The following is a 12,365-nucleotide window of genomic DNA, read 5'->3' as shown; positions in this document are numbered from 1 at the left end:
CTCTCCTTTTTTTGACGTCGTGATTTTGATATCAGTATATGCAACCTACATAAAAACGCTTATCACAGAAGCTTATATTCATAAATTTTTTCAATAAAAATTATAATCTTATAAAATTTACGTTACACTCAAAAAAAAGCTAGTAACTAGACTAGCTTCAAATCAACAAATTTCGTATAAAAAAACATACAGAATACTTCACTTTAAACAAAGTAATGTATTCTGTATGTTTTCAAATAGTTTTTATCTATCTTGTATGTATAAATCCCAGGCTTCATCAAATATAGACATACTTTCTAGCATTCCGCTCAACTCTAAGTATGAACTAATTTCATCATAGTCTTCAGATTGCTTCGGAAAACTTAAATCATCATACATCGCCTCTGCTAAATCTGAAATTTCATTTCTAAATAAAGCTGCACGATGCTTCATCATATAATGGTAAAATGTTTTTTTCAAAAATATTCCCTACCTTTCTAACTTGGGTACATTATACAAGGCGAAAAAGAAAAAAACCAGCATAAAAGCTGGTTAAAAGTCGAAATAATTTCTTTTTAATAGACGCGGTCTTCCCATTAATTCTTCATACGTTAGTTGTTTTGGTAAATCTTTCGTGTAAATTAAAAATAATTGATCTTCAATTTCTTTTACTGTATGGTCTGATTGATAGTCCATCCCGCACGAGGAACAAGAAATACATGGTGTCTTTTGGATTTCAATGGCTTTCGTACCATCTGGTAATTCCCAATATACAGTATTCAAGCTTTCTTTCGCTTCTGTACTGTCACACCACATACAATTCATACTGCATCACCCTCAGTTTTTTTGTCGTTTTCTTCTAATTTAGCCATTTGTGCTTGATATTTTTTATCTTTTAATTGATCACGCTTATCACGTTTATCTTTTAAAGATGCATGCGTATCATTATCTTCATAGTCTTTACGACGGTTCATACGCTGTAAGTCGTCTGGAACGAGGTTAAATTTCTTATCGCTCATAAGACCTGCGATACCAACATCTGAACGTTTTTCTTCGTAGTTCGGATAAATCTCTTTAAAGTATCCTTCCGCTCTTCCTGGAATATAGCTCTCTGGCTCTGGATACGTCGTAATAACACCTTCAAAGTTACGAAGTACAACTTTATCTGCACTTTGTGAGATTAAATAGTTTGGTTGAAGTGCAATTTTACCGCCTCCACCTGGCGCATCAACAACGAATGTCGGAACAGCATAACCAGATGTGTGTCCACGTAAACCTTCAATAATTTCAAGACCTTTAGATACTGGTGCACGGAAGTGACCGATACCTTCAGATAAATCACATTGATAAATGTAATATGGACGTACACGGATTTTTACTAAGTCATGCATAAGTTTTTTCATAATTGGAACGCTGTCGTTAATACCAGCTAAAATTACTGCTTGGTTTCCGACTGGAACACCAGCATTCGCTAACATTTCACATGCCTTTTTCGATTCTTCAGTAATTTCAATAGATGTATTGAAATGTGTATTTAACCATACTGGATGGTATTTTTTAATAATGTTACATAAATTTTCTGTAATACGTTGTGGGAATACTACTGGTGCTCTCGTTCCGATACGAATAATCTCAACATGCGGAATCTCACGTAAATTTTTTAATACATATTCTAAAATTTTATCGTTAATTAGAAGTCCATCACCACCGGAGATTAATACATCTCGTACTTGTGGTGTTTCACTAATATAAGCAATCGCATCATCTAATTGTTTCTTCGGTACACCCATTCCAATTTGTCCACTAAAACGACGGCGTGTACAGTAACGACAATACATAGAACATTGATTTGTTACTAAGAATAGTACACGGTCCGGATAACGATGTGTTAGCCCTGGAACTGGTGAATCTTCATCTTCGTGAAGCGGATCTTCTAAATCATATTTTGTTTTATATAACTCTTCCGAAATCGGTACTGATTGCATCCGAATCGGACAGCGTGGATCATCAGGATTCATTAGCCAAGCATAGTACGGTGTAATGTTTAACGGGATCGTTTTCGTTGAAATTTTAACGCCCTCTTCTTCTTCAGGTGTTAAGTTAATTACTTTTCTTAAGTCATCTAACGTTTTGATCGTATTCGTTAATTGCCAAACCCAATCATTCCATTGCTCTTCAGTAACATCTTTCCATAATTCGATATCCTTCCAGTGACGATTTGGTTTGTATACATCATGTAACATTGCTATTCCCCCTTTTTATACGCTCATCCTTTATATAAGCAATAGTTATGCCAACTTTACATTGTTGATAAGTAAATGTGCGGAGAACCCTATTACATAAGCGAAAAAATATTTTTAAGCGTTGTATGAAATCAATACTTAACATCATATTCATTACTTTTTATATATGTAAACGCTCTTTTATTCGTGCAAACACACAAAAACCGCCGATTATTCGGCGGTTTTGTCGTACTTGCTCAGTTTATATTGAAGCGTTTGACGAGGGATACCTAACATTTTTGCGGCTTGTAATATATTCCCTTCCGTTTCAATCAACGCTTGATCTATTAATTCTTTTTCTGTTTGATGAAGTGCTTCTCTAAGTGGCATTATACCCTTCTTCTTCGAAAAATTCTCTTTCCGAAATGTACGTGGTAAACAATTGGCTGTTAATGTATTCCCTTCTGCAATAATAACAGCATGTTCAATCGTATGTTTTAACTCTCGGACATTTCCAGGCCACTGATAAGCTTGCAGTCTATCTTTCGCTTCCTCATCAATTTGAAGTACACCTTTTTTATAACTTTTATTATATTCTTTCAAAAAATAAGATGCTAATAATAGTACATCCTCAGTTCTTTCACGAAGCGGTGGGATATATAATGAAAATACGTTTAAGCGATAATATAAATCAGTGCGAATTTTATTCTCTCGTAAACATATTTCTGGAGGCTGGTTCATTGCGGTAATAACACGAACATCTACTTTTCTCGTCTTATTATCACCAATTCTTCTAATGACTCCATCTTCTAACACTCGTAACATTTTTGCCTGCAAATCAAGAGGCATTGAATTCAGTTCATCTAAAAATAATGTACCACCATCAACAAGTTCAAATAGCCCAGCTCTTTCAATCGCTCCTGTATAGCTTCCTTTTGTCGTTCCAAACAATAAACTTTCTAATAGCGACTCTGGTAAAGCTGCACAGTTTTGTGCAATAAATGGCTTGTTTTTTCTTTTAGAAGCTTCATGAATTGCTTGTACGAACAGTTCTTTTCCTGTTCCTGTTTCACCATATATTAAAACATTTGCGTCTGTTGGTGCTACTTTTTGTGCTAACTCTTTCGTCTGTTTAAACCGCGTATCATTTGTCACTATCGTCTCAAATGCAGCATGCTTTTTAATCACTTTTTTTCTAGATGATCGCTTTATTTTCGACTGTAAGTCAACAATTGTGTCAGTAAGTTTTTGAATTGTAGAGTAATCCTTTGCAATTTCAACAGCCCCAGCAATATTCCCATCTATAAAAATAGGTAACGTCGTATTTACTGTACAAACATCTTCACCATTTAAATTTTGATAATGCTGTGCTTGATGTACGATAGGTTTTTTTGTATCTAGTACTTTCATCAATGTACTCGTTTCCCTTGATAAAGACGGGAACGCTTCTAACAGATGTTTCCCTAACACTTTTTCAATCTTCGATCCATCGTGTTTTGCAGCTACAGAATTATAAAATATTGTAATTCCATTCTCATCTACAGCGTGTATAGCCTCATCAATACTGCCCAAAATCGCTTCAATGACTTCTTGTGTCGAAACTGCTAGCAATGTCATCCCCCCTCTTGCCGAAAATCCAGCAATTACATGCCGAATTTTCGGCACACCTATGTGCGATTGTAAGCATGACGATTCCGTTCTATAATTTTGACCAATTTTATATTTTCATTAGATAACTCGAAACTCTAATTAGTACAGCTTTTCGAACACCCAGCTCCACCTAACTGTTTTGCTTTACAGCCGAATTTTGAGGCGGAAGTTTTACTGCTTTCGAATAGCTAGAAAGATCTTTCACCCATATATTCATATCTTCCAACTTATCGAAAATGTAGCAATTATTCGCCAGTCTTCCTGTATACGTATAACCTAATTGATGAAAGGCAGCATTCATTCCGAAAGAAAGCGATCGAGCAATTGTATAGGAGCAGAAAATAGATCTTTCTCGAAGCTCTTCCTCTAATTTAATTAGTAAACTTTTCATAAATCCATGTTTACGATATTCAGGTAAAGTAGCACAATTCGTTAATTCTGCATTCCCTTCTTTTATATTCATTTCTGCAGATGCTGTACTAATAATTTTTCCCTCATATTCATATACGTAGTAAATTGTATCGTCTTCTTTCATCGTCTGTAATACATAACTCGCTTCATTTAAAGGTGTCGGATACACTTCAAATACTTTTCCGAATACAGTTGCTAATTCTTCTGCATCTTCTTCAGTCGCTTTTCTCAGCAAAAATTTCTCTGGAACTACTTTTTCTTTTATTTCTTTTCCTTTTACACCGCTTAATATAGTATCTTCCTCAGTCCAATGCATACTATTTCGTCTTTCATCATTATTATATTTCACCAAAAAGTATGCATCGTGTCCTTGAAAATAATGAGGTATCGTTGCTTCCAACAAAAAACCGAAAGAGAGCCATGTTGAAACATGCTCTCCCTTTCCTTTAATAATACATTTAGTGAAAGAATGTTCCTCTGCTAGTTCGTCAATTGTCTGTATAATACTTTCAACATTTCCTGTATAGTGATCTACCCGAATACGCTTATTAAAATAATCTAAAACGCCTTCTACTGTATAACAATTCGTCTGTTCTCTAAAAGATTCATAGTATTTCATTTTTTCACCTCACACCAATCTAGTAATGTACATGCAATAATTTTTGCGGCAGCTATCATTTTATCAACTTCTATATATTCGTTTGGATAGTGTGCTACTTTCGTCTCTCCTGGACCAAATACTATTGTTGGTACGTTTGCAATTTGTGTAAATAAACCTCCATCAGTCCCCCACGGAGATGCTTCAATAATTGGTTCGTTCTCTTCGATTTCAACAAAGTTGTGATGAAGTGTTGTAATGAGTTCATGATTCTCTTCTAATTCACCAGGAACCCATCTCGCTCCAAACCACTCTACTTCTACTGGATTTTCAACAAACCAATTGTCCACATCATTTAATTCAACAATCCAATTCTCAAACTCTTCTTTTGCCGCCTCTATAGTCTCATTCGGCGCAACACCGCATCTTCCTTCTAAAATTAATTCATCTGGAACAGAACTTGGCCAACTCCCTCCTTCAATTTTCCCAATGTTAATTGGAATTGGAATCGGAATCCCTTTAAATAACGGATCTGTAATTCGACTATTTCTTTTCTTCTCTAGCTTTCTTACATGTTCTATAACAAACATACTTTTTTCAATTGCACTAACCCCTTCATAACGCGTTCCACCGTGTGCAGCTTTCCCTTTTACACGTAAACGAAACCACATGGAACCTTGTTGTTTCGGGAAAAACTTCATATTAGTAGGCTCTGGAATAATGACACCATCTGCCTTATATCCTCGTAATATAGTTGCTAATGTCCCTGCTCCGCCACTTTCCTCTTCTATTACACTTTGAAAATAGATGTCTCCTTTTAATTCAATGCTAGATTCAATAATCGCTTCCATTGCAAGCATGAGTGCGACATTTCCACCTTTCATATCCGTCGTTCCACGGCCATATATACGATTTCCTATTTTCTCACCGCTATAAGGATGATGTTCCCACTGATTCACATCCCCTTCTGGAACTACATCAATATGCCCATTTAATATCATAGATTTCCCGTCGCCACTTCCTTTTAAAGTTGCTACAATATTTGGGCTATCTGAAAAACTTGTACGGGGTGATACAAAATAAGGATGATCTTTCATTTTAGAAAAAGAAGGCTCCCATATATCGAGGTCTAAACCTAATTCACGTAATTTTTCAATCACAATCGCCTGCGCACCGCTTTCATCACCAGATACGCTCTTTTCTTGAATTAATCGTTTTAAAAATTTCACACTTTCCTCTTCATGGCTCTCAATATAATCACAAACTTGCTTTTTTAATTGCTCCATATATTACATCTCCCTTCATTCAATTACTAGTAAGTTAGAATTAATTTGAAAATCAGCTTCTGTATGTCGTTTTATATCTTCTACTGTGTATGGGCTCATTAATTCTTGTAATATAAGTCCACTCGGAGTTACCTCCATGACTGCCATATCAGTAATAATTAAATCTACACATTTCTTTGAAGTTAATGGCAATGTACACTCTGAAACAATTTTTGCATTTCCGTACTTATCAACATGATTCATCACAACAACGACCCGCTTCGCTTTTTGTGCTAAATCCATTGCTCCACCAATACCTGGAACACGTTTTCCAGGTACAATCCAGTTTGCTAAATCACCATTTTCACTTACTTGTAATGAACCAAGAATCGTTATATCTAGCAAACCTTTTCGAATCATACCAAACGCTGTGCAACTATCGAAATAACTCGCTCCTGTTATAAGAGAAGTTGGTAAACCTGCTGCATTACACAAATTTTCGTCTTCATTCCCTTTACTTGGCGTTGGTCCCATGCCGACGATTCCATTTTCCGCATGAAACATAACATTTATATCGTCAGGCAAATGATTTGGTACAAGCGATGGTATGCCAATACCTAAATTTACAATCATACCATTTTGTATTTCTTTCGCCGCACGCCTAGCAATCTTATCCCTCACTTCTACGCCCATACCCATTTCCAGTTCACTCCTTCCGACGGTACAATATAATTTACGAAAACACCTGGAACGACAATTTCCTCTGGATCTAAACTTCCAAGCGGGACTATTTCTTCTGCTTCTACAATTGTTATATCCCCAGCCATCGCTACATGAGGATTCATATTTCGTGCACTTTTGTCAAATACAAGGTTACCAAACGGATCTGCCTTTTTCGCATATACAATTGAAACTTCAGCAGTTAATGCTGTTTCAACTAAGTAGGTCTTACCATTCATTTCAACTGTTCGTTTTCCCTCTTCCACAATCGTATCAACACCAACATCAACTAAAACACCACCAAGACCAACGCCACCAGCGCGAATGCGCTCTGCTAATGTTCCCTGCGGAGAAAACTCAATTTGTAATCTTCCCTCGTTTAGTTGCCTTCCTGCATTTGGGTTGGAGCCAATATGAGAAGTAATTAGTGATTTAACTCTTTCATTTGTAACAAGACGACCGATACCTACATCAGGGAATCCAGTGTCATTTCCAATCAAATTTAAATTTGTAACGCCTTTTTCTAAAATTGCCTGTATTAAAGATGGAGGGGATCCAATCCCTCCAAATCCCCCAAACATTAATGTCATATCATCATGGAACAAAGAAATTACTTCCTCAATTTCTTTTAATTTACCGAATGTATTTGTAATAGTTGTCATGCGATACTATGCCCTCCTTTTTGCATCATCTCTTCCACACTTTTAGAGAAAATTGAAAGTAATTCATCTAACTCGGAATATGTAGTTGTCATTGGCGGTGCTACAAGCAGTGCACTATCTTCTTTTCCTGCTTGCCCTGAAACTGCTTGGTATAAAAGTAGACCATTTTTAGCTGCAACTGAAATAAGCTCCGACGCTTTTGTAAACGGTTGCAATTCTACTCCGATTAGCAACCCTTTTCCGCGCACATCAGCAATGATTGTCGATTGTTGCTGAACTTTCTGTAAGCCTTTTATTAAATACTCTCCCTTTTCTGCTGTTTTTTCAGGGAGATTATGTTTCTCCATATATTCAATAACAGCTAAAGCCGTTGCTGCAGACAATGGATTGGCACTTAACGTATGACCGCTCATTACTGAACGTGACCCACGTAATATTGGTTCCATAACACGATCACTTACAACTGTCGCTGCCATCGGTGTATATCCCGCTCCTAACCCTTTACCAAGTGTCATGATATCCGGTTCTACACCCCAATGCTCCATTGCAAACCATGCTCCAGTACGACCAAGCCCAGTCATCACTTCATCCGCAATAAATAAAATATCGTAATGGTCGCAAATATCTTTAATGACTTTATAATAGTCTTTCGGCGGAACAACCGCGCCTCCAGCTGCTCCGATAATCGGCTCAGCAATAAAAGCAGCAATATGCTCTGCACCAATTCTTTCAATTGATCTTTCTAGTTCAGTCGCACATGCCAGCTGACAAGTTGGATATACCTTTTGAACAGGGCATCTGAAACAATATGGAGCTGGTATAGTCGGATAATCTTCCAAAATAGATACGAAACGTTGTCTACGTAGTGGGTGGCCAGACATCGATAACGCACCCATCGTAATACCGTGATAACTCATCCATCTTGATAATATTTTATGTTTCCCTTGAATACCTCGCTCTTGAAAATGCTGAATTGCAATTTTCATAGCTGTTTCATTTGCTTCCGTACCACTATTTACAAAGAAACTCCAGTTCAAATCTCCTACACTTAAATCACTTAACTTCTTTGCTAATTTTTCAGCTGGTTCACTCGTAAACTGTGATCTATAAACAAAAGCAATCTCCTCAGCTTGCTTTTTAATAACGTCTGCAATCTCCTTTACGCCATGCCCAATACCTGCCGTAATTGCTCCTGACGAACCATCAAAATATTTATTACCATTTTGATCATACAAATAAACACCTTTTCCATGTGAAATCATTGGATACGGCTGACCAACAAGTGGTTTAATTAAGTAATCGCGCATAGCGCTCCCCCATTTCTCCAATTTGTATATATATATGAAGAAAATTGACGTTTCTTTCATAAAAAAGAATCCTCTGCAAAAGCAGTGAATTTATCAAAAAACTATTATAAAATATACAAATGAGTGCTTAAAAATATTTATAAAACAGAAAATTCAGAACTCAAAGTGAAGACCAATCCTTTTCTATACGCCCAAATAACCCTCCCTTTTATATGAAATGACTACATCACCAAATGTTTTTATAGCATAATGCCAGCTGCCCTTAAATGCCGACATTCTGTACACTTCGACGGAACTCCCGTTAAACTCCTTCCTAATATCCTACTTTAAATTGCATATTTTAAAACAAATTTCGACACCCCACCTTACTAACCAATTCAGATTCATATTTAATATGTAAACTTTTCATTTTTAAACTATAAAAAAAGAACCGATTAACCACACTAATCAGTTCGTCATGACGCTCTCTTATGGGTTAATACTGTCAATTGCTAAAATAAATAGAAAAATCATGTTTACAAATTCATCCTACAGCCTATAAGACAAAACCTTTTCATAACTTCATTCACAATTACTATCGGGATATCCCTATCCCGAAGTGGCACCCCTTTCCTCAGATTCAAACTACCTTTCCTTTATAATTTATGTAGGACAATTATCACTTTGTATGTGTATTTGCCTATAATTAAAAAAAACTCTAGTTTTCTAGCGATTGCTGGACATGTATTCAATATGTTAATTGAAATGCAGTTTCAATTTGGCATTTATTTTACTTTCGTGCAGTCATATGTACTGCTTTACTCTGCCAAATACTCGTAAGCACCAGCACCTCTTTATGAAAACATATTTGTTGTCAATTTTTAATTTTCCCTTTATAAAATTATTTTTTTCGCATAACCGCTTTCTTGCTTCGCATATAGTTTTAATGATGACAAAGGAGGAATGTTCATGTCTCAATCTGAAATTGAAAAATATGGACAAGAAGTTACGCAATACGAACAGCTCGCACGTTACTATCAGTTTCGTAATCCTAAAAAATATATAGAATTATATATGAAATATTGCGATGCACTTTCAAAACTTGTACAGGCGCATGAGAAAAGGGATTCACAAGAAGCTGCTTTACCGTCACATATAAGAATTTTTCATGCCGATCCAAATATATCAGCGGTTGATATTTTAGTAAACGGACAAAAGGTTATTAAAAGTATTTCATTTAAGCAATTCAGCCCTTATTTATCATTAGTGCAAGGTAAATACCGTATAGATATTGTCCCTGTCGGAAATGAAACTCCAATCTTTTCAGCATTGGTACCAATAATGGGAAATCATACTTATACTCTTGCTGCAATAAATAGTGATAATCACCTACAATTACAACCTATACTTGATAATACACATTTACCAGCTGGTCAAGCTAAAATACGCTTTGCACATTTCTCTCCAGATACCCCTGTTGTAAATGTAGATTTAAAAGATGGAGATCATTTATTTGAAAATGTACTCTTTAAACAAATAACAGATTTTTTACAAGTTAGCCCTGGTACAGCAGATATTGAAATTTCACTCGCAGATAATAAAAACGTTTTATTGACTATTCCGAAATTCAATGTTGAACCAAATGTTATTTATACAATTTCAATAGTAGGTTATTCAACTAAAGATCCTAAATTAGAAGCCGTTATACTTACAAATTAAAACAGTCTACACCATTCATTTGGTGTAGACTGTTTATTTTTGAAATGCAATTTGAAATTCTGTCCAATCGTTATCTGATCGACACATAATGGATCCATTATGTTTTTCCACAATTTGTTTACATACAAATAATCCAATACCAGTTCCTAACTTTTTAGTAGTTACAAATGGTTCAAAAATCGTTTCTACATTTTCAGCTGGAATCATTGGTCCATTATTTTTTATCACAATTCGAATAGCTTGATCTTCTTCAAATACATCAATGATAATTTTTCGTTCTTCTTTCATTGATTCAAGAGCATCAATTGAATTCATTAATATGTTTAAAAATACTTGTCTCACTTCACTTCGATAACCAACAAGCGGAATTGGATACGGTAAATTCTTTTCAATCAAAACATTCGCATTGACCAAACTCGGATATAAGAATTGTATAATGTCTTGAAACAAGTCATTAAGCCAAAACCGTTCCGATTCATTCCACATTTCTTTTTTCGATACGAGTAAAAATTGCGAAATGCGAAAATTTAATTGATCTAATTCATGCGAAATAATATCTAAATACGATAAACTCGGATGATCTGCCTTTAATAATTTGACAAACCCCATAATGGAAGTAAGCGGATTACGAAATTCATGTACAAAACTAGCTGACATTTGTCCTAAAATCGTCAGCCTTTCTTTATGTGTTTCGTTAATATATTGCTGTTTTTCCTCTAAATTCTTCGATATAATTTCCGAGTATTTTAAAACAGTATAATAAATTAATTTGTCAAAACAAGTATGTATTTTTGCCATAATTGGTTTCAATTCACGAGCGCTAACATCTAATTCACACATCGCTTCGAAAAGTTCATTTCTTCCCACGTTTGCGTTATAAACAAAATCTCCAATATTCGCATCTGCTCCAGCACGTTCAATAGCAATTTTCTCGCATAACGGTTGAAGATAATTTATATCTTTATCTTCCATAGTAAGTTCGATAATTAACTCTAGTAAATCCTCTCCATTTTGAACTACTTCTAGTTTAAATGGATCTTTTTCGGAAATTATCATTTTGTTTTTCCAGTTCTCTACGAATTGGTGCCTATTGTTTTTCAAGTGTGAACAAAATATTTCTTTAATATCCTTATCGATTGGAAAAACCTCCATTCCCTCCATTTCCATACGACGAATACCCTTTATATTTTGAATATTAACACAAAAAATACGATTCGTTAATAGATTTTTGTCACATTTTGTTAATTTCTGTTGATAAAATTATTTTTTCTTTCTTATTTAACTAATTGTATGCAAATTCCCTTTTTCCTTCACATATTTTCATTATTTCCGTAGTCAAAACGACTTTTTTTTGCATCATTTTTAATTCTTGCGTACAATAGAAAATGAAAGGTGTGAAAAATATGGTAAATAAAAATGTGGAAGATTATCTCCAAGAAGGCATTTACGGCCAAAAGCAAAACAAACCAGAAGAACGTAATATGTATTTAACTACATTACGTGAGCGTGTAGAAATCGCTTTAACGATCGGTCAAGTAATGCAAAGTAATGTATACTCTGAAGTGGCAGGTAGCATGCGCTCTTCTCAATCATTACAACTCCTCCTAAATGGTAGCATTGCTTACCCACATTTATCAAAATACATTAAATTAGCAAACGAAAAAAATGTTCCTTTTACAATTGTTCAAAATAAAGATACAGAAACATCAATCGGTTTAGTATTAACTCATGCTACTGCTGTAGATAAAGAACAAATTTATGTAGAAGATACTATTTTCAAACAAGAAATGAAGTAAAAGTTACACTTAATTAAATAGTTACTAAAAGCGTAAAAAAACGAGTATGGAATCGTA

The 12,365-nt window shown here is 35.0% G+C and carries 12 protein-coding genes; 2 read left to right on the top strand and 10 right to left on the bottom strand.

The genetic code is table 11. From position 1 onward, the window contains the following. Positions 1 to 243: 243 nt before the first annotated feature. From ATL10_RS05380 to ATL10_RS05340, 9 genes are all read right to left on the bottom strand, one after another. On the bottom strand, positions 244 to 459 hold the full coding sequence (locus ATL10_RS05380; protein WP_000750717.1) for a YozE family protein: 216 nt from the start codon (positions 457 to 459) through the stop codon (positions 244 to 246). A gap of 72 nt (positions 460 to 531) precedes the next feature. Further along, complete coding sequence (locus tag ATL10_RS05375) at positions 532 to 804, bottom strand: YokU family protein (protein ID WP_000995766.1); 273 nt, start codon at positions 802 to 804, stop codon at positions 532 to 534. Continuing rightward, positions 801 to 2,222, bottom strand: a complete 1,422-nt coding sequence (gene kamA, locus ATL10_RS05370) for a lysine 2,3-aminomutase (RefSeq protein ID WP_000902145.1) — start codon at positions 2,220 to 2,222, stop codon at positions 801 to 803. The genes ATL10_RS05375 and kamA overlap by 4 nt, the downstream gene beginning before the upstream one ends. Before the next feature lie 210 nt (positions 2,223 to 2,432). Further along, the gene (rocR, locus tag ATL10_RS05365; protein ID WP_023521852.1) at positions 2,433 to 3,818 is read right to left on the bottom strand and encodes an arginine utilization transcriptional regulator RocR; all 1,386 of its coding nucleotides are present in this window, start codon (positions 3,816 to 3,818) and stop codon (positions 2,433 to 2,435) included. A gap of 163 nt (positions 3,819 to 3,981) precedes the next feature. Continuing rightward, positions 3,982 to 4,881, bottom strand: coding sequence for a putative beta-lysine N-acetyltransferase (gene ablB / locus ATL10_RS05360; protein WP_000878591.1), 900 nt, complete (start codon positions 4,879 to 4,881; stop codon positions 3,982 to 3,984). Next, the gene (locus ATL10_RS05355) at positions 4,878 to 6,146 is read right to left on the bottom strand and encodes a peptidase (RefSeq protein ID WP_097925457.1); all 1,269 of its coding nucleotides are present in this window, start codon (positions 6,144 to 6,146) and stop codon (positions 4,878 to 4,880) included. Before ATL10_RS05355 ends, ablB begins: the two co-directional genes overlap by 4 nt. Positions 6,147 to 6,161: 15 nt before the next feature. Beyond that, positions 6,162 to 6,824, bottom strand: coding sequence for a CoA transferase subunit B (locus tag ATL10_RS05350; protein ID WP_000525276.1), 663 nt, complete (start codon positions 6,822 to 6,824; stop codon positions 6,162 to 6,164). Then, positions 6,809 to 7,507 carry an acetate CoA-transferase subunit alpha gene (gene atoD / locus ATL10_RS05345; protein ID WP_000208107.1) on the bottom strand — a complete coding sequence of 233 codons (699 nt, stop codon included), beginning with the start codon at positions 7,505 to 7,507 and terminating at the stop codon, positions 6,809 to 6,811. The genes ATL10_RS05350 and atoD overlap by 16 nt, the downstream gene beginning before the upstream one ends. Then, on the bottom strand, positions 7,504 to 8,814 hold the full coding sequence (locus ATL10_RS05340; RefSeq protein ID WP_001205877.1) for an aspartate aminotransferase family protein: 1,311 nt from the start codon (positions 8,812 to 8,814) through the stop codon (positions 7,504 to 7,506). Before ATL10_RS05340 ends, atoD begins: the two co-directional genes overlap by 4 nt. A 948-nt stretch (positions 8,815 to 9,762) precedes the next feature. Between ATL10_RS05340 and ATL10_RS05335 the strand changes: the two genes are divergently transcribed. Continuing rightward, positions 9,763 to 10,512 carry a DUF4397 domain-containing protein gene (locus tag ATL10_RS05335; protein WP_000083276.1) on the top strand — a complete coding sequence of 250 codons (750 nt, stop codon included), beginning with the start codon at positions 9,763 to 9,765 and terminating at the stop codon, positions 10,510 to 10,512. A gap of 33 nt (positions 10,513 to 10,545) precedes the next feature. Here ATL10_RS05335 and ATL10_RS05330 read toward each other — a convergent pair whose 3' ends face one another. Next, on the bottom strand, positions 10,546 to 11,679 hold the full coding sequence (locus ATL10_RS05330; RefSeq protein ID WP_000425086.1) for a BA2291 family sporulation histidine kinase: 1,134 nt from the start codon (positions 11,677 to 11,679) through the stop codon (positions 10,546 to 10,548). Between the two features lie 236 nt (positions 11,680 to 11,915). On the opposite strand from ATL10_RS05330, the gene ATL10_RS05325 reads away from it, so the two are divergent. Continuing rightward, positions 11,916 to 12,308 carry a YueI family protein gene (locus ATL10_RS05325; protein ID WP_110496549.1) on the top strand — a complete coding sequence of 131 codons (393 nt, stop codon included), beginning with the start codon at positions 11,916 to 11,918 and terminating at the stop codon, positions 12,306 to 12,308. Positions 12,309 to 12,365: the final 57 nt, after the last annotated feature.

This window comes from Bacillus sp. 196mf (assembly GCF_003217275.1).
In the GTDB taxonomy this organism is placed as follows: Bacteria; Bacillota; Bacilli; order Bacillales; family Bacillaceae_G; genus Bacillus_A; species Bacillus_A thuringiensis_S.
This window is presented reverse-complemented; position numbering and strand designations above follow the sequence as displayed.